This window comes from Novosphingobium ginsenosidimutans, from assembly GCF_007954425.1.
GTDB classification, from domain to species: Bacteria; Pseudomonadota; Alphaproteobacteria; order Sphingomonadales; family Sphingomonadaceae; genus Novosphingobium; species Novosphingobium ginsenosidimutans.
Map to the genome: position 1 here is coordinate 2,717,162 of NZ_CP042345.1, position 17,970 is coordinate 2,735,131.

The following is a 17,970-nucleotide window of genomic DNA, read 5'->3' on the forward strand; positions in this document are numbered from 1 at the left end:
GCCGTCATCGCCGAGTAGCCATGCTGGCCGCGCGCTGTCGAGCCACTCGGGACAGCCATCGTATGACCGATGACTGCACCCCTTCAGGTGATCTCAAACAGTCCTGCCGCGCCGATTCCGCCCGCAACGCACATCGTCACTACGACGTACTTTTCGCCTCGGCGTTTGCCCTCGATCAGGGCGTGACCTGTGAGGCGAGAACCAGACATACCGAATGGATGGCCGATCGCGATGGCACCGCCATTCACATTTAGCCGCGCCGGATCGATACCCAGTCGATCACGGCAGTAGATTGCCTGGACCGCAAAAGCCTCGTTGAGCTCCCAAAGGCCGATGTCGTCCACCGACAGGCTTGCGCGTTCAAGCAGTTTGGGCACTGCGAACACCGGTCCAATGCCCATTTCGTCGGGTTCGCAGCCCGCGACTGCAAAACCCCGAAAAACACCCAGTGGATGCAGGCGGCGCCGTGCCGCCTCGCGATCGCTCATCACGACACAAACGCTCGCACCATCCGAAAGCTGGCTTGCATTGCCCGCGGTAACCGTCCCTCCTTCGATCACCGGGCGCAGCGCGGCGAGGCTCTCGAGCGACGTTCCGGGTCGATTGCCTTCGTCCTGTGCGAACTTCACCGTTTCTTCGCCAACGACGGCACCAGTCTTGTCCTTGAGCAGTTTGATTACCGTAACCGGCACGATCTCAGTTTCGAACCTGCCCTCGGCCTGTGCTGTAGCAATGCGCTGTTGGCTGACTAGTGAGAACTCGTCCTGCGCCTCTCGGCTGATACCGTAGCGCGCCGCAACAGTCTCTGCGGTCTGGATCATACTGTCGTAGACGCCGGGTGCGTGGTCCTTGAGCCAGGGGTTCTGGAGCCTGTCGGCGCGGGTACCGGGCAGTGCGAGCGAGCAGCTGTCCAAGCCGCCAGCCACATAGATGCCTTCTTCCCCAGCAATGATCCGTTGCGCCGCGAGAGCAATGGTGTTGAGGCCCGAGGCGCACTTGCGGTCCATCGCAAAGCCCGCAACCGAGACCGGCAGCCCCGCGCGCAAGGCCGCCATGCGCCCGAGGTTGCCGCCCTGCGGTCCTTCGAGACGCGCCGCGCCGAGCATCACGTCCTCCACTTCTGCGCCCTCAAGACCAGCCCGCGACATGGCCTCGCGAATGACCAGCGCTCCAAGATCGGCTCCGTCGAGATTGTTGAGCGCACCGCGACCGGCCTTGCCAATGGCGGTGCGGGCAGTGGCGACGATCACGGCATCGGGCATATGGATGGATCCTGTCAGTCGGTGAGAGCGGTGAGGTCAGCCCAGAAGCGATCGGCGCCGGCGACCGCGACACGCCCGCCTATTTGCGCTGCCCAATGACTATCACCGCCGAACTCGCTGCGGGCAGACCACAGCCTGCGGGTGTTCGGCTGAAGAGCATAATCCTGCGTAAAACCGATAGCGCCGTGCACCTGGTGCGCGGCCGAGGTGCCCGCACCCACCGCGCGATTGGCGCGGAGCTTGGCGGCGGCGACCTCGAATCTTGCGTCTCCTCCGCTGCGATCAAGCGCCTGGGCAACGCCCATCGCCGCACAGTTCGCCGCCGCCGCTTCGCAGGCGAAGGTGGCCAGCGACTGCTGCACTGCCTGGAACTTGGCAAGCGGTCTTCCGAATTGCTGCCGTTCGTTCACGTAGCGAACCGACATCGAAAGCGCAGCATCGAGCCCGCCGGCAATCTGAGCAACGCGAACAAAGGCGCCGAGCTTGAACACATCCTCATACCCCGCGCGTACCGGTGCCTTGGTAAAGTGCAGGACATCACGCGGCTCGCCAGCAGGATTGCGGCCGGCGATGCAAACCGCGCCCTCGGTCGCGAGGATCATCGTTCCACCCGTTCCACCGGGGATGGGCGCCGCAACGAACCCAGCGCCCTCGCTCGCCACAGCACCTTGAACGGTGCCGGTGAAGCGTTCGTCGACAATCTTCCCGTCCGAACGTGATGCAATTGTCCCTCGCCCGGCAAAGCCGAGACCTGCTGCCAGGCGGGCGGCGACTGCTGCCTCTGCAAGAGGCAGCGCGAGCGCATGGTAACCGATGAGACGGAATACGATCAGCGCATCCTGCCACGTTCCACCAAAGCCACCGGCGTCTTCTGGGAGCACGAGCGAGGGGAGGCCGAGTTCCACCACTTGGTCCCAATCGCGCTCGACAGTTGCTCCTGGCCCGAGGCTCCCAAAGAGGCCGTTCGCCATGTCCGCCAGCATCTGTTGTTGTTCATTCATCTAAGGCCAAGCCCCCGCGCGATGATGCCCTTGAGGATTTCGCGCGTGCCGCCGCGAAGAGAAAACGAGGGCGAAACCTGAAGCAGATGGCCAAGCATGATGGGCAAGGCCGCCTCGCTGGAAAGGTCTGTTTCAACCGCGGCTTGGATCAGTTCGGGCATTGCTTGCTCGAAGCTGTTCCCGAGGTCTTTCACGATCGTCGCTTCGAGCGCTGGATCATGGCCGGCCGCGATCTGCGCCGCGACCGACGCCGACATCAAACGCAGCGTCCAGGTCTCGGATACGAGCCGACCAATCAGCGCACGCACTCCCTCGCTTGGCTCCGTACCGACCGCACGGATCAGTTCGGTGAGTAGCGTCTGGCATGAGAGGTATCGCTCCGGCCCGGATCGCTCGAGCGACAGCTCGGCAGTGGCCTGTTTCCATCCCTCGCCTTCGATACCGAGTAGCGCGGTGGCTGGCAGTCGGACGCCATCGAAGAACACCTCATTGAAATCATGCCCGCCGGTGAGGTCGATGATCGGACGCACGATGACCCCCGGCGCGTCCATTGGGATGACGAACTGACTGAGCCCGGCATTGCGCTGCGAGCCTTCTTCGGAGCGTACGAGCGCGATCATGACGTGGGCGTTGTGGGCGTTGGTCGTCCAGACTTTCTGTCCATCGATGACCCAGCCCTCGCCGTCACGCCGCGCGGTCGTCCGAACTGCTGCGAGATCGGAACCGGCGCCAGGTTCGGAAAGGCCGATGCACGCGTAGATCTCACCGCGCGCCATCCCGGGCACCCAGCGGCGACGCTCCTCCTCGTGGCCATAGCGAAGCAGCAACGTACCTGTCTGTCGATCCGCAATCCAGTGCGCGCCAACCGGAGCCCCTGCTGCAAGCAGTTCCTCAAGCACAACATAGCGTTCGAGCGGGCTGCGCTCGTGCCCGCCGTATGCACGCGGCCATGTCATGCCAAGCAGCCCGGCCGCGCCCAGCGCACGACTGAAATCCGGATTGGCCACCGCCCAGCAGTTTGTTCGTGCCGCCGGGTCGTCGAAGCCCACGTGTTCCTCAACCAGAGCTCGCACCTGGCGGCGAAGAGCCGGGCCCTCTTCCGGGAAAGACATGGCCTGAATCGCAAAAGTCTGCACGACGAGTTCTGCCTGCTGTTTGTCGCCTCTGTGGCGTAGCTGCTGCAGTGAGCCAATTGCCCACTCCGGTTCATCACAGCAGCGATATGCCTGACAAGCGGGCTGGCCGGAGTTCTGATGGCTGCTAGAGATCTCACTCCATTCGGGCCGCGACCTCCGCTTGATCGGGGCGTTACGCGAAATGCAGGAGAGCCGCTGATGTCGATCGATGTGACCCGCGAGGCCGGAGTCGCCACCGTCACGATCAATCGCCCAGAACGCAAGAACGCGGTGACCATGGCGATGCGGCAAGCTTTTCAGAGTGTGTTCCAGGATCTGCAGGACGACGACGAGGTCCGCGCGATTATCTTGACCGGCGCAGGGGGCGATTTCGCCGCGGGGGCCGACGTGGGCGAAATGGGAACCGGCGGAGTCCGGGGTAACATGGTCAAATCACGGACCCTGCATCGCATGGTGCGCAGCGTGGCGCACACCAACAAGCCGGTGATTGCCGCAGTCGAAGGCGTGTGCATCGGCGTGGCGTTCGCGTTAGCGCTCGCTTGCGATTTCGTCGTTTGCGCCGAGAACGCGCGCTTCCAGTTTGCCTTCCGCCACATCGGGCTCGCGATGGACGGGGCGGCGGGGTGGCTGCTCGAACGACACGTGGGGGTAATGCGGGCAAAGGAGATTGCCTACAGCGGCCGGTTTGTGAGCGGCGAGGAAGCAGCACGGCTTGGCTTTGCGTTGGAGGCGGTAGAGCCGGGTACTGCGCTCGCCCGTGCGAACGAGTTGGCGGCAAGCTTCGCTACCGCCCCGACACTCGCTCTTTCGCAAATAAAGCGTCAGTTCGACAGCGCGCCGACCCAGTCACTCGATGAGGCTTTGGAATTCGAAGCCGCCGTTCAGGCACTTATGACGTGGACGGAAGATTTCGCGGAAGGGACCCGGGCGTTCAAGGAAAAACGCAAGCCCGCCTATCGCGGCGCGTGAGTCGCCTCATCGAAGCAAGTGCGCCGGCGCCGGTGTGCCATGGGGCTACGGAATCCGCGGTTTTCAACGTGCGTCGTTTGGAAACAAATTCCCCTTTGACTGGCGTTTTGTGAGAGCGATTGCGGACCCGCCATCGCGATTGTGATCAACGGGCCGTCTCCCTGTTCGTCACGCCAAGTTGCCAATATTCCGCATCCTGCAGACCAAAAATTCGAGGGGAAGATGCGATGAGGATGTTTGGGCGGATGTTGCTGGCTTCTGCGGCATTGATCTCGGGTGCCGGGCAGGCCTGGGCCGAGGATGCAACGCCGGCACCGGCACGCGATGCGACTGCCACTGCCGGTAACGAGACTGGCGATATTGTTGTCACCGCACGGCGCCGTGAAGAATCCCTGCAGAACGTGCCAATCGCGGTTACTGCGGTATCCGGCGCCGCGCTTGCCAAGACGGGAGCCACGGACATTGCCAACATCCAGGCAGTGGCGCCGTCCTTGACGATCACCACTCAGGGGACGAGTCGGACGGCCTTCGCCCTTTCGCTGCGCGGCCAGCGCACGAACGAGGCGCAGCTGCTGACCGACCAGCCGGTTGGTGCCTACTTTGCGGAAGTTTTGCAGGCGCGATCCATCGGGTTTGCATCATCGCTTTATGATATCCAGTCGGTCCAGGTGCTCAAGGGCGTCCAGGGCACGCTGTTCGGCCGCAACATGACTGGCGGTGCCGTGCTGGTTGAGCCCAATCGACCGACCGACAAACTGGCGGCCGAGGTGGTCGCGCAAGTCGGCAACTACAAGATGCATGACGTTTACGGCATGCTCAACATTCCGCTAGCGGACTGGGCATCGCTGCGTGTTGCCGGGAAGACCCGCGAACGCAAGGGGTACACGACGGACGTCAGTGACGGTCGGGATTATGATGATCAGAACTACGATACCTTCCGTGCTTCACTACGACTGACGCCGGGCGGCGGGATCGAATCGACCACTATCTTCGATTGGCTGCGCAGTCGTATTCACGGGTCCGCCCTCTATCCGACCGCCATCAACCCGGCCGCGCCGGCCATCGGGGCCTACGCGTACTTTCGTTCGCTAGGCCTGAACGTCGCGGACCCGGTTGCGCAGTTTGCCCGGCAGCAAACCTTGGGCCGCCAACAATTCGATCAGGGCTTCGGTGACGGCGGCAATCTCGACGCCTATGGATTCAAACCGTACGAATACAGCAAGAACTGGGGCGTGACCAATCGCACCATAATTCCGGTCGGTGATCTCACGTTGAAGAACGTGTTTGGTTATCGAAAAGTGGAGTATGCTTCCTTTCAGGACCTGGACGGAGTTCCGGCTTTCCTGATCAACTCTGCACAGACACGAAATATCGAGCAATACAGTGAAGAATTTCAAGTTCAGGGGAAGGCGCTCGATAATCGCCTCAATTTCGTAGCCGGAATTTACTACTTCCTTGAGCAAGGGTCTGACGGGTCCACTTCGCAACAGTTTCCCGAACTTGCGCTCGTCAGTCAGGGATTGCCGCTGACGACACCCGCTGTCCTGTTCAGGAACGCTCTGGGAGGTACCGGGCGCGCGGAGGCGGTGGCGGGTTACCTCGCAGGCACCTACAAGTTCTCCGACAAGTTCCAACTGTCTGCTGGCGGACGCTACACCACCGACAAGCGCAGCGCGACTGTGTCTCCCCAGCTTCCAGCGCTCGGTGTATGCCTGTATCGTCGACCTGACGGGACGAGCTTCCCGTTCGCACAGTGCACTCACTCGAATTCCAACACCTGGAATGCCTTCACCTGGGATGTGACGCTGCAATATCAGCCTTCAGATGCGCTGACGGCTTATATTTCCACGCGAAAAGGCTTCAGGGCGGGCGGGTTCTCGCTCCGGGCAACATCTGACGCCGAACTGGCACCCTTCAATCCGGAGAAGGTGCAGGAGTACGAACTCGGCTTGAAAACGCGCACAGATCTGGGCGGTGCGCGCCTGACGACTGCTACGGCCCTGTTTTTCCAGAATTACAGGAATGTACAGAAGCAGCAGGCCGGCATCGATGGTGGCGGCAACGTCACGACAATCATCTCCAATACGGCTGCCCAGCACAACTATGGCGCAGAATTCGATGCAGGGTTGCATTCCGGTCCGTTCGATATGACGCTGTCCTATGCCTATGTGAACATCGATATCACGAAGGGACTGCAACCGTTCGAACATGAACTGGTCGGTGCTCCCCAGCATCAGGTTGGTGTTACGCTGAATTATGCAACTCCACTCGCCGGTTTGGGAGACTTGAACCTCAATGCCAGCATGTCTTATCGCAGCAAAATCTGGCTTGATCTCAATGACGACCAGAGCCTGCAAAAGGGCTATGCCCTGGTGAACCTCCGAGCATCGCTCGGGAACATCAAGGGGACCGGGATCGGGGCTGCCGCTTTCGTGAATAATCTGACCGACCAGTTCTATCGTGTTGGCGTGATTGGTATTTATCGCGAAGCTGGCTACATCTCCAGCACTTACGGTGAACCAAGAACATACGGTCTTGAGCTGTCCTACAAGTTCTGATCCTGAGTTGTTTATGTAGCAGCCCCCGCACCGAAGTAGGTGCGGGGGTGTAGCGCGGCTTGTTTTCTTGGCGCCACCTAACGTGCTCCCCTGAAAGGTGACCATCCGATCAATACTGGAATTTGCCGGCTTAAGCGGTCCAGAATTCGGGATGAAGGTTATTGGAGCTCGAACTGCCAGACATGCGCGCTCCATGACCAATGCACGACCGGCAAGGAACGGCGGGTCAGACGATGGGAGCATGAGGCTGTCGTAGAGGCAATGGAGCGTCGCCTCGATCATAGGCCAGAGGCGATGCGAATCCGCCGACAAACGGTCGAGCATCCGTTCGGCACGCTGAAATCCTGGATGGGCTCGACCCACTTCCAAATGAAGACGCTAAAAAATGTCAGAACGGAAGCCAGTCTCCACATCCTGGCCTATAACTTCAAAAGGGTGGTCGCCATCCTCGGTGTCCCGGCGATGATCACCGCAATCCAGACCTGAAGGTGAACGGCAACCTTCCGCGCCAATCCGGAATCAGCGCCGTTAGTCTGCCAACGCGTTTTTACACGGCCTGTACCAAAACAAGTCGGGGTTGGTTCCTCGCCGCCGAAGGGTGGCCGCGTGCTCTGATCTCCGCTTCTCGGTCAAAGCACGAGCATCCACTGTTTCTGAAGGGATCCAATCAGGAAGGGGCGCTGGCTGAGCTGGAGAAGCTCAGTTCATCCGATTGCCGAAACACGCAGTCGCAAAGCCGAAATAGTCGGGGGTATTGGTGGGGGTATTGAAAACTTATCGCCGATAAAAATGCAATAAATCAATATTTTGTAGAGGAATTATAGATCCCTCCTCCGCTACCAGCTTGGTCTTGAACAAGCCTCGGGAACAGCCCGGGGGCATTGGCCCTCAATCAAGCAGGCCTTGGCGCAGATCGCTTAGCATCGCGGCAAGATCGGGGTCACCCCGAAGGATTGCGGTGGTTCGACCAACCAGCGACTGGAACCGGGAATCGCGCCCAATATCTTCGCCGAATTCGTAAGACAGCAATGCACCCCCCAAGACCCGATCAAACTCCTCTTCGGGCAGGTCGACGAGGTTGCAAATGGCCTCCAGCCGCGATTGCCGACTGGCCGGTGCTAATTTGCCGGCAGATCCGGTGCTGCCCGACTTCGGCGGGCGGCCGACCTTGTCAACCTTGCGCTCGCGCGACATTCGCTCGAGCTGCGCGCGGACCATGGCCACGACCTGGTCGGCATTGCTGATCGTTACCATTCCGATTGGCCTACTGGACTGTGCGGTTGCCGGAGAACCGGCCCAGCAGCAGCGCCGTGGCAGAGACATCCTCCTCAGCAGACCCGCCTGTCCGATCCATGAGCTTACGGCACTCAGCAATCAGCAGTTGGATATCGGCGTTCATGGGTGGGTTTTCGGTGTTGAGGGCAATCCCCGCCTGGAACTGCGCAATCGCCTCGGCAAACTCGTCGCGGATCAGGTGAGTCATCCCTTCAACAAAGATGCGCAGATAGTTGTCGCGCGGCGCGGCAAGCAGTGGCCCCCAGGTTGACAGCGCGCGCTCCGATTCGCCCGAAGTGAGTTCGAAAAAGCCAAGCTGATACCGCGCCACCTGGAAGCCAGGGGCCAGCACGACCGCACGGCTCATCGATCGATGCGCCTCGATTGCCCGCCCCTTGCCGGCCAGGACTGAGCCGAGCATGAAATGCAACCGCGGATCATCCGGGTAGCGACGGAGCAGCGCGGCAATGTCCTGATCCTCGCCATCGGCGCGGGTTTCGATCGCGGTGATCAGCCCCGCGATTTCGGCCTCGGATGCCAACTCATCGGACATGCAGACCTCCCTTGCCTTAGCGCACAGGCGCCATCTGTTTGCGCAGGCGCTCGAGCCCTTGCGAATGCAATTGCGATACGCGACCCTTGCTCAATCCAAGCAGCAAGGCAATCTGCTGAAAGGGCAGATTATAACGACCCAGCGGACCATGGTGCAGCTTGCGGTGATCTCGGTTGATGAGATCCCGACACGCATGTCTTTGTCATCGTTTGACGTGGTAAGACTGGAACCCGCTTCGGCCTAAGCTTGGTTGGGGAAAGAAAAGTGGCTGAAGAAGCAGAAGCGAAGCTCGAACGTCTCCTTGGCTATCTTGATCACGATCGGGACAACCCGGTCCTGGCGGTTGATTGCGCCGGTGCGGCACTTGAAGCCAATCGGATCGAGCTGGCGCGCGAGCTGCTGGCGCCGTTTTTGGCAGCGAACCGGTTGGGTACGCGAGGTCTGAGCCTTGCCGGCATCGCCGCCATGCGGGGCGGGGACCAGGAGACCGCCCAACGGATTTATGCCGCGCGACTGGATGAAGCGCCCGATGATCAGGGCGCGCGGTTCAATCTGGCGTGGAGCCAGGCCCTGTCCGACAATCATTTGGCGGCACGCGAGACGCTGGGCGACGTGAGCGGGACAGACCTGCCGCAGGCGGCCATGCTTGACCTGCAGCTGGCTCATCATCTGGGTGAATTTGCGGAAGCCCAAGCGAAGATCCCGCAGTACACAGCGCGTTTCCCGGACTATCAACCGCTGCATGCGGCAATCGCGCTGTTGGCGCTAGACATGGACGAACCGGAATTGGCGCGCGAGGCTGCGAAGCTGGGCGGTGATCATCCCGATGCCTTGGCCACGCTTGGCACTTTTGCTCTGGCCGATAGCAACCACGATGCCGCGCGCGCGATGTTTCTGCGCTCGCTCACCACGCGCCCAGACAATCCACGGGCCCATGTTGGGCTCGGGCTGGTCGAGCTCGCAACTGGCAGGAGCAACGAGGCGCTCGACCACCTCGATCGCGGGGCAGAGCAGTTCGATGATCACCTGGGCGCCTGGCTAGCGGCGGGATGGGCCCATTTTCTTGCTGGTAACCCAGACGCCGCGCGTGAACGCATTGAGACGGCGCTGCGCCACGATGATACCTTTGGTGAAGCCCAAGGTTCGCTGGCAGCCATGGAAGCAATTGCCGGGAATTTTGAAGCCGCGCGGCACCGTCTGGAGATCGCGCGGCGCCTGGATCGCAATGCCTTCTCGGTAGCCTTTACTGGGATGATCCTGGCCGCGGCCGAGGGCGATCAGGCGAAGGCGCAGCGGATCTTTGAGATCGCGGCCAAGCAGCCGATGGGTCCGGACGGATCGACCCTGGCCGAGGCTCTCGCTAAGATGGCGATGTAGGTCGCGGCTATAGCGCCGAGCGTAGCCGTTCAATCGCGGCCCGGGCGATGGGTTCGAGGGGTGCTGGATCAACCGCGATGATCGCCGCCTTCATCCGTGGATCCCAGAAATCGCGAATATGCTGCGCGGTTGCGGCGATCGCTGCATCCTCACCTTGGGCGGCAAGATTCCGGGCGATCTGATTGGCCATGTAGGTAAGTCGAGCACTGTCCATTGCTACTCGGCCGGTTCGGCCGCGATACGGCGGCTCTTTTCGGACCAGCTGGCATAGCTTTCTTGCCATTCGGTTGGCCCATTGCTGGGCGAAACCTGCACCGCCGTAACCTTGTACTCCGGACAGTTCGTAGCCCAGTCGGAGAACTCGGTCGTGACGACATTGGCCTGGGTCGCAGGGTGGTGAAAGGTAGTGTAGACCACGCCCGGCGCGACCCGCTCTGTCACCTCGGCGCGCAGGGTGGTCTCGCCGGTCCTGCTGGCAAGGCGGACCCAGTCACCGCTCTTGATGCCGCGGTTCTCAGCGTCGGTCGGGTGGATCTCGAGCAGGTCCTCATCGTGCCAGACTGTGTTCGCAGTCCGCCGGGTTTGCGCGCCGACGTTGTACTGGCTGAGGATGCGTCCGGTGGTGAGCAGCAGTGGGAAGCGCGGGCCGGTCTTCTCGTCGGTCGGCACATAGTCGGTCACAACAAACTTACCCTTGCCCCGCACGAACCCATCAACGTGCATGATCGGGCTGCCATCAGGCGCCTTGTCATTGACCGGCCACTGCAGCGAACCCTCGCGATCGAGCCGTCCAAACGAAACTCCGGCAAAGGTCGGGGTAAGCCGCGCGATCTCGTCCATGATCTCGCTCGGGTGCGCGTAGTTCCACTCAAGCCCCATCGCCCGGGCGATCTCCTGTGTCACCTCCCAGTCCTCGAGGCCATTAGCCGGCTCCATCACCTTGCGGACCAGTTGAATCCGCCGTTCGGCATTGGTGAAGGTGCCGTTCTTCTCGAGGAAGGTCGAACCCGGCAGGAAGACATGTGCGTAATTGGCGGTCTCGTTGAGGAACAGGTCGTGGACGATGACCAGTTCCATTGCCTTGAGTCCGGCGGCGACATGATGGGTGTTGGGATCGGACTGGAGGATGTCTTCGCCCTGGATGTAGATCGCCCGGAACGAGCCATCGAGCGCGGCGTCGAGCATGTTGGGAATGCGCAGGCCAGGTTCGGGATCAAGCGTGACGCCCCAGACCTGTTCGAACAGGCCGCGGGTGGCGACGTCGGAGATGTGGCGATAGCCCGAAAGCTCGTGCGGGAACGAGCCCATGTCGCAGGCGCCCTGGACGTTGTTTTGCCCGCGGAGCGGGTTCACGCCCACACCGCGCCGGCCGATGTTGCCGGTAACCATGGCAAGGTTGGCGATCGCCATGACGGTTGAGGAACCCTGGCTGTGCTCGGTCACGCCGAGGCCGTAATAGATCGCCCCGTTGCCACCGGTGGCAAACAGTCGGGCAGCAGCGCGCAGCTCGGCGGCAGGGACGCGGGTCACGGCCTCCAGCACTTCCGGGCTGTGCTTCTCGTCGGACACGAAGCGCGCCCAGTCCTGGTATTCGTCCCAGTCGCAGCGTTCGCGAATGAAGGCCTCGTCGGCGAGGCCTTCGGTGACGATGACGTGAGCCATTGCGGTCAGCACCGCGACATTGGTGCCGGGCTGGAGCGGGAGGTGATGCGCGGCCTGGATGTGCGGGCTACGGACCAGGTCGATCCGGCGCGGGTCGATCACGATCAGCTTGGCGCCCTGGCGCAACCGCCGCTTCATGCGTGAAGCAAAGACGGGGTGCGCGTCGGTTGGGTTGGCGCCGATCACGAGGATCACGTCCGAATCCATCACCGAGTCAAAGTCTTGCGTGCCGGCCGAAGTCCCAAAGGTAGTCTTCAGGCCATAGCCGGTCGGTGAGTGACAGACCCGTGCGCAGGTATCGACATTGTTCGATCCGAACCCGGCGCGGACCAGCTTCTGGACCAGGAAGGTTTCCTCGTTGGTGCAGCGGCTCGAGGTGATCCCGCCGAGTGCGCGCGGGCCATGCTGAGCCTTGATCGCGTTCAGCCGCGCGGCGGTGTGAGCAAAGGCTTCCGCCCAGCTGACCACACGCCAGGGTTCCTCGATCGAATCCCGGATCATCGGCTCCGTGATCCGGTCCTGGTGGTTGGCATAGCCCCAGGCGAAGCGGCCCTTGACGCAGGAGTGGCCGCGGTTGGCCTTGCCGTCCTTCCACGGCACCATCCGGACCAGCTGCTCCCCGCGCATTTCGGCGCGGAACGTGCAGCCGACCCCGCAATAGGCGCAGGTGGTGATCACCGCGCGCTCGGGCTTGCCGATTTCCTTGACCGCCTTTTCCTGCAAGGTCGCGGTTGGGCAGGCTTGCACGCAGGCGCCGCAGGAAACGCATTCGCTGGACAGGAAATCGTCGCCGGCCTGGCCCGCGCTGATCTTGGAGGCGAAGCCGCGGCCATCCATGGTCAGTGCGAGCGTGCCCTGGACTTCGTCACAGGCGCGTACGCAGCGCGAGCAGGCGATGCATTTCGAGGGGTCGAAATCGAAATAGGGGTTTGAGGCATCGGTTTCGAGGCCGAGGTGGTTCTCGCCCGCATAGCCATAACGCACGTCCCGCAAACCGACTTCGGCGGCGGTATCCTGCAACTCGCAATCGTTGTTGGCGCTGCAGGTCAGGCAATCGAGCGGATGATCGGAGATGTAGAGTTCCATCACCCCGCGCCGCAGCCGGGTAAGCAGCGCGGTCTGGGTGTGCACCACCATGCCGGGCTCGACCGGGGTGGTGCAGCTCGCGGGGGTGCCGCGCCGTCCCTCAATCTGGACGAGGCACATCCGGCACGAACCGAACGCCTTGACGCTGTCGGTCGCGCAGAGGCTGGGGATCGAGCCGCCGCTCTCGGCCGCCGCGCGCATGATGCTGGTCCCGGCGGGGACAGTAACCGAACGACCGTCGATGGTCAGCGAAACTGCGCTGTCCGACTGGACCGCCGGCGTGCCGAAATCGACTTGCCGTTCATAGCCCATGGTGCGTCTCCACCGCCCGCAGATCGTCGGGCGTGTTGATGTTGGCCGGCGCGGCAGACAGGTTCGCCGGCCGAGCGCCAATCGCTTCGGCCAGGGCGCGCATCGAGTGTTTGCCGGTGCCGTGCAGGATCGCTTCGATCGCCGCAACGCTGCTGACCGGCCACAGCCCGATCACTGGCTGTGCGGCCAGGTAGGTCGGGGCGGGCACCAGAAGGGCTAGCAGATCGTCTGGCAGGTGCGGCGCATCGACACCGCAAGTGAGTACCGCCTCGTATCCCTCGTCTGCCGCAAGGTGGAGCGCGGCGGCTAGTCCACCAAGCGGACCCATTCCAGGGCGGGGCCAATCGGGCAATGTCGGGGCAGGGGCCTCGGCCCGGCCAACCACCACGACATGTTCGCACCAGCCTGAGAGCGTATCGACGGCGCGTGACAGGAGCGTGCGACCGTGCAGCTCCGCCAACGCCTTATCGCTGCCGAAGCGGCTCGACTGGCCGCCTGCCAATACGCATCCGAGGATCATGCGAAGTCCTCCGGCCAATGCTTCAGTGCCGAGCGCACCGGATAGGGCGTGAACCCGCCCAGTGCGCAAAGCGATCCGTACTGCATGGTTTCGCACAGGTCCTCAAGCAGAGCCAGTTCCTCTTCCCGGCTGCGCGCGTGATTGCGGGCGTTGTGCATCTGCGGAAGCGCTGCAACCAAGTCCGGCACGTGTTGGCCAGAGCGAATTCGATCGATCAGTTCGACTCCACGGGTCGAGCCGATCCGGCACGGCGTACACTTTCCGCAGCTTTCCGCCGCGCAGAACTGGAACGCAAAACGGGCGAGTGCACCCATGTTGGCCGTATCGTCGAACACCACCACGCCGCCATGACCGATCAGCGCATTAGCGCGCGAATAGGCTTCATAATCGAACGGCAGATCGAACTGGCTAGGATGAAGGTATGCGCCAAGCGGGCCACCCACCTGAACGGCCTTGACCGGGCGGCCCGAAGCAGTTCCCCCGCCAATACCATGAATCAGATCGTTCAAGGTGATCCCGAAGGCCGTTTCAAACAGCCCGCCGTGCTTGATATTGCCGGCAAGTTGGATCGGCATTGTCCCTTTGGACCGGTCGATGCCAAGGCTGTCGTAAAGGCTTGAACCACAGTCAGTCAGAATGTGCGGGATCGCGGCGAGAGTGAGGACATTGTTCACCACGGTGGGACAACCGAACAGGCCCTCGATTGCAGGCAAGGGCGGCTTCGCCCTGACTTCTCCCCGCTTACCCTCAATCGAGTTCAGGAGTGAGGTTTCTTCTCCGCAAACATAGGCCCCTGCGCCAACGCGAACCTCGATCTGGAACGGCGCGATCTGAGACGCGGCCAGCGAAATCGCAGCACGCAGCTTGGCAATCGCATGCGGATACTCGCTTCGGATATAGATGAAGCCTTGCCAGGCACCGACCGCGTGGCCCGCGATGGCCATGCCCTCAATCAGCTGAAAGGGATCGCCTTCCATCAGCATCCGGTCGGCAAAGGTCCCGCTGTCGCCTTCGTCGGCATTGCAGACCACGAATTTGCGCGGCGCCGCGGCGGCTAGAACCGTTTGCCATTTGACCCCAGCCGGGAAACCCGCCCCCCCGCGACCGCGCAGACCAGAGCCAGTGACTTCGGCGATAACATCCGCCGGCGCCATTGCCCGGGCACGGGCGAGGGCAGTCCACCCCCCCGTTGCTGCATAGTCTTCAAGGCTGAGCGGGCGGGTCCTGCCCGCGCGGGCGAAGGTCAATCGCTGCTGGCCGGCGATGAAAGGGTGCTGGACGATCGGGCCAATCGCCTTGTCCGAATGGCCAGCCAGGATCGCTTGCACATCGGCGGGAGAGACTGGCCCAAACCCCTGGCCATCAATCTCAACCAGCGGTTCCAGCCAGTGCATCCCCCAACTGGAGACCCGCTCAATCTCAGATCCTGCTTCCGCAAATGCATGCGCGACTGCACCCGCTCCGCAAGCGAGGGCAAGCGCATCGTCGCTGATCCGCACGACCGTCATGTCAACTGCACCAGCTTGACCAAGCTCGCCTGGTCCAGACGGGCATGGAGACGGTCGCCAACCCGCGCTGCCGGTCCGACACTGCATAGGCCGAGGCAATAGACTGTCTTGAGCTGCACCCGCTCACCGGCTGCGGTTTCAGCGGCGGCAACCAGCGCTTCGACCCCGCGCGCCTGGCAGGCTTCGGCCCGGCATAATTCGATGCAGGGGCGTGGATCGGGTTCGGCCGTGAAGTCATGGTAGAAGCTGACCACGCCGTGCACTTCGGCGCGGCTGAGGTTCAGCTCGTGCGCGATCACCCGTTCGGCGGCTGCATCCACGCAGCCAAACTCGGCCTGGACGTCATGAAGGATCGGCAGCAAGGGCCCTTCCTGCGCCGCATGGGCCGCGCAGATTTCGGCGATGCGCTGCTCCTGCGTCACGCCTTCAGACGCGCGGCGTGCCAGCCGATATGATCGGCCATGAAGGTCGAGATGAAGTAGTAGGAATGGTCATAGCCCGGCTGCATCCGGATCGTCGCGGGGATGCCGGCCTTGCGGCAGGCCATGACCAGCAGTCCGGTCTTGAGCTGCTCGTGCAGGAAACTGTCGGCATCGCCCTGATCGACCAGCAGGTCGGGCAAGCGGGCCCCGTCCTCGATCAGCGCGCAGGCGTCATACGCGCGCCAAGCGGCCTTGTCGGGACCCAAGTATCCGCCCAGCGCTTTCTCCCCCCAAGGGCAATTGAGCGGACTGACAATCGGAGAAAAGGCACTGACCGAGCGGAAGCGATCAGGATTGCGCAGGCCGATGGTTAGGGCACCATGGCCACCCATCGAATGGCCGGTGATCCCTTGGCGCGCCATGTCGACCGGGAAGTGCTCCGCAACCAGGGCGGGCAGTTCCTGCTCGATGTAAGTGCGCATGCGGTAATTGACTGACCACGGCGCCTGCACTGCATCGACATAGAAGCCGGCACCCTTGCCGAAATCATAAGCCTCATCATCCGGCAGATCATCGCCGCGCGGGCTGGTATCAGGCGCGATGAAGATGATCCCGTGCTCGGCGCAGGCGGCCCGGAACTCACCCTTCTCGGTGACGTTGGCGTGGGTGCAGGTCAGGCCGGACAGATACCACAGCACAGGCAGCTTGGCCTCCGGAGCGTGGTCCGGCACGAAGACCGAGAAGGTCATCGCCGTGCCGGTCGCAGTGCTCTGGTGCGTGTAAACGCCCTGAGTGCCGCCGTGGCTGCGATTGGTGGAGACGGTTTCCATCACTTGACCCGATGAAATCCGCACAGCTTGTTGCCCGATGGATCGCGCAGGTAAGCGAGGTACAGGACACGCCCGTCTGGCGGATGGCGTTCGCCCGGCGGGTCTTCGATCGCGGTGCCGCCGTTAGCGAGCCCGGCTGTGTGCCAGGCATCCACTTCGGCCGGGGAGGCGGCGACAAAGCCCAGCGTATGGCCGTTACCGCCGTGCGTGGGCTGGCCATTGATGGGGTTGGTAATAAGCAGCCGCCCGCCGGCATGATTGTAGATCAGCCGACCACGAACATCGATCTCACCCGGGGGAACGCCGAGCGCGCCGAGTGCGGCGTCATAGAACTGTTTGGCCACTGCGATATCGTTGGCACCAATGGTGACGTGACTGAACATCAGAACACCACGACCGAGCGGATCGACTTGCCAGCATGCATCAGGTCGAAGGCGGTGTTGATCTCTTCAAGGCCCATCACATGCGTGATCATCGGGTCGATCTCGATTTTGCCAGTCATATACATGTCGACGATTTTCGGCACGTCGGTGCGGCCCTTGGCCCCGCCAAAGGCCGTACCCCGCCAGTTGCGGCCGGTGACCAATTGGAAAGGGCGCGTGGCGATTTCCTTGCCAGCTTCGGCCACACCGATAATGATGCTAGTGCCCCAGCCACGGTGGCAAGCTTCAAGGGCGGTGCGCATCACTTCGGTGTTGCCGGTGGCATCGAACGTATAGTCGGCCCCTCCGTCAGTCATGGCGACGATCTTCGCCACGGTATCTTCGCGGCTCATGCCCTTGGAATTGAGGAACTCGGTCATGCCGAAACGGCGGCCCCATTCCTCACGATCAGGATTGATGTCGACGCCGATGATCTTGTTGGCACCGGCCAGCCGCGCGCCCTGAATCACGTTCAGGCCGATCCCGCCAAGGCCGAAGACCACGACATTGTCACCGACCTGGACCTTGGCCGTGTTGATCACCGCACCCACGCCGGTTGTGACGCCGCAGCCGATGTAGCACGAAGACTGGAACGGCGCGTCTTCACGAATCTTGGCAACGGCAATCTCGGGCAGGACCGTGAAATTCGAGAACGTGCTGCAGCCCATGTAGTGATAGATCGTCTGCCCCTTGTAGGAGAACCGGCTGGTCCCGTCAGGCATCAGCCCCTGGCCCTGGGTCGCGCGGATCGCGGTGCAGAGGTTGGTCTTGCCCGAAAGGCACGACTTACACTGGCGGCATTCCGGCGTGTAGAGCGGGATCACGTGATCGCCCGGATTGACCGAGGTTACACCCGGGCCCACCTCGCGCACGATCCCGGCGCCTTCATGGCCGAGGATCGAGGGGAAGATGCCCTCACTGTCCAAGCCATCGAGCGTATAGGCATCGGTGTGGCAGACGCCGGTCGCCATGATTTCAACCAGCACTTCGCCTGCCTTCGGACCCTCCAGGTCCAGCTCAACGATTTCGAGCGGTTGCTTGGCGGCAAAGGCAACGGCGGCGCGGGTCTTCATCGGT

General features: G+C 62.4%; 18 protein-coding genes. 5 read left to right on the top strand and 13 right to left on the bottom strand.

The genetic code is table 11. The features are described 5' to 3' along the window. Positions 1-83: 83 nt before the first annotated feature. From FRF71_RS13355 to FRF71_RS13365, 3 genes are read right to left on the bottom strand one after another with little or no spacing between them, the layout of a single operon-like run. Entirely contained in the window at positions 84-1,262 is a 1,179-nt protein-coding gene (locus FRF71_RS13355; protein WP_147091117.1) for an acetyl-CoA C-acyltransferase, read from the bottom strand. 14 nt (positions 1,263-1,276) lie between these two features. Beyond that, the gene (locus FRF71_RS13360; RefSeq protein WP_147091118.1) at positions 1,277-2,263 is read right to left on the bottom strand and encodes an acyl-CoA dehydrogenase family protein; all 987 of its coding nucleotides are present in this window, start codon (positions 2,261-2,263) and stop codon (positions 1,277-1,279) included. Beyond that, complete coding sequence (locus FRF71_RS13365; protein ID WP_238339246.1) at positions 2,260-3,399, bottom strand: acyl-CoA dehydrogenase family protein; 1,140 nt, start codon at positions 3,397-3,399, stop codon at positions 2,260-2,262. The genes FRF71_RS13360 and FRF71_RS13365 overlap by 4 nt, the downstream gene beginning before the upstream one ends. 198 nt (positions 3,400-3,597) lie before the next feature. Here FRF71_RS13365 and FRF71_RS13370 point away from each other — a divergent pair, with 198 nt between their 5' ends. The 3 genes from FRF71_RS13370 (at position 3,598) to FRF71_RS13380 (ending at position 7,412) form a co-directional block, all read left to right on the top strand. Next, positions 3,598-4,368, top strand: coding sequence for an enoyl-CoA hydratase/isomerase family protein (locus FRF71_RS13370; RefSeq protein ID WP_161597977.1), 771 nt, complete (start codon positions 3,598-3,600; stop codon positions 4,366-4,368). 245 nt (positions 4,369-4,613) lie between these two features. Further along, positions 4,614-6,926: a TonB-dependent receptor gene (locus tag FRF71_RS13375; protein ID WP_238339248.1), complete on the top strand. Its 2,313-nt coding sequence runs from the start codon at positions 4,614-4,616 to the stop codon at positions 6,924-6,926. A gap of 90 nt (positions 6,927-7,016) precedes the next feature. Further along, positions 7,017-7,412 (top strand): transposase, encoded by a 396-nt coding sequence (locus tag FRF71_RS13380; RefSeq protein WP_147091121.1) that lies wholly within the window; start codon positions 7,017-7,019, stop codon positions 7,410-7,412. 402 nt (positions 7,413-7,814) lie between these two features. On the opposite strand, the gene FRF71_RS13385 is transcribed toward FRF71_RS13380, so the two are convergent. Together FRF71_RS13385 and FRF71_RS13390 are read right to left on the bottom strand one after the other, a co-directional pair. Then, entirely contained in the window at positions 7,815-8,180 is a 366-nt protein-coding gene (locus FRF71_RS13385) for a hypothetical protein (RefSeq protein WP_147091122.1), read from the bottom strand. Positions 8,181-8,190: 10 nt separating this feature from the next. Continuing rightward, complete coding sequence (locus FRF71_RS13390; RefSeq protein WP_147091123.1) at positions 8,191-8,754, bottom strand: tetratricopeptide repeat protein; 564 nt, start codon at positions 8,752-8,754, stop codon at positions 8,191-8,193. Between FRF71_RS13390 and FRF71_RS15815 the strand changes: the two genes are divergently transcribed. Further along, complete coding sequence (locus tag FRF71_RS15815) at positions 8,753-8,998, top strand: hypothetical protein (protein WP_238339250.1); 246 nt, start codon at positions 8,753-8,755, stop codon at positions 8,996-8,998. The genes FRF71_RS13390 and FRF71_RS15815 overlap by 2 nt on opposite strands. Before the next feature lie 20 nt (positions 8,999-9,018). Further along, complete coding sequence (locus tag FRF71_RS13400; protein ID WP_147091124.1) at positions 9,019-10,131, top strand: tetratricopeptide repeat protein; 1,113 nt, start codon at positions 9,019-9,021, stop codon at positions 10,129-10,131. Between the two features lie 7 nt (positions 10,132-10,138). Here FRF71_RS13400 and FRF71_RS13405 read toward each other — a convergent pair whose 3' ends face one another. From FRF71_RS13405 to FRF71_RS13440, 8 genes are read right to left on the bottom strand one after another with little or no spacing between them, the layout of a single operon-like run. After that, positions 10,139-10,321 (bottom strand): formate dehydrogenase subunit delta, encoded by a 183-nt coding sequence (locus FRF71_RS13405; protein WP_147091125.1) that lies wholly within the window; start codon positions 10,319-10,321, stop codon positions 10,139-10,141. A 26-nt stretch (positions 10,322-10,347) separates the two neighbouring features. Further along, positions 10,348-13,191, bottom strand: a complete 2,844-nt coding sequence (gene fdhF, locus FRF71_RS13410) for a formate dehydrogenase subunit alpha (RefSeq protein ID WP_147091126.1) — start codon at positions 13,189-13,191, stop codon at positions 10,348-10,350. Continuing rightward, positions 13,181-13,711, bottom strand: coding sequence for a molybdenum cofactor guanylyltransferase (mobA, locus tag FRF71_RS13415; RefSeq protein ID WP_147091127.1), 531 nt, complete (start codon positions 13,709-13,711; stop codon positions 13,181-13,183). The genes fdhF and mobA overlap by 11 nt, the downstream gene beginning before the upstream one ends. Next, the gene (locus tag FRF71_RS13420; RefSeq protein ID WP_147091128.1) at positions 13,708-15,219 is read right to left on the bottom strand and encodes an NADH-ubiquinone oxidoreductase-F iron-sulfur binding region domain-containing protein; all 1,512 of its coding nucleotides are present in this window, start codon (positions 15,217-15,219) and stop codon (positions 13,708-13,710) included. The genes mobA and FRF71_RS13420 overlap by 4 nt, the downstream gene beginning before the upstream one ends. After that, entirely contained in the window at positions 15,216-15,641 is a 426-nt protein-coding gene (locus FRF71_RS13425; RefSeq protein WP_147091129.1) for an NAD(P)H-dependent oxidoreductase subunit E, read from the bottom strand. Before FRF71_RS13425 ends, FRF71_RS13420 begins: the two co-directional genes overlap by 4 nt. Then, positions 15,638-16,471 (bottom strand): S-formylglutathione hydrolase, encoded by an 834-nt coding sequence (gene fghA, locus FRF71_RS13430; protein WP_147091130.1) that lies wholly within the window; start codon positions 16,469-16,471, stop codon positions 15,638-15,640. The genes FRF71_RS13425 and fghA overlap by 4 nt, the downstream gene beginning before the upstream one ends. Beyond that, complete coding sequence (locus FRF71_RS13435) at positions 16,471-16,854, bottom strand: VOC family protein (protein WP_147091131.1); 384 nt, start codon at positions 16,852-16,854, stop codon at positions 16,471-16,473. The genes fghA and FRF71_RS13435 overlap by 1 nt, the downstream gene beginning before the upstream one ends. Further along, entirely contained in the window at positions 16,854-17,966 is a 1,113-nt protein-coding gene (locus tag FRF71_RS13440) for an S-(hydroxymethyl)glutathione dehydrogenase/class III alcohol dehydrogenase (RefSeq protein WP_147091132.1), read from the bottom strand. The genes FRF71_RS13435 and FRF71_RS13440 overlap by 1 nt, the downstream gene beginning before the upstream one ends. Positions 17,967-17,970 lie beyond the last annotated feature (4 nt).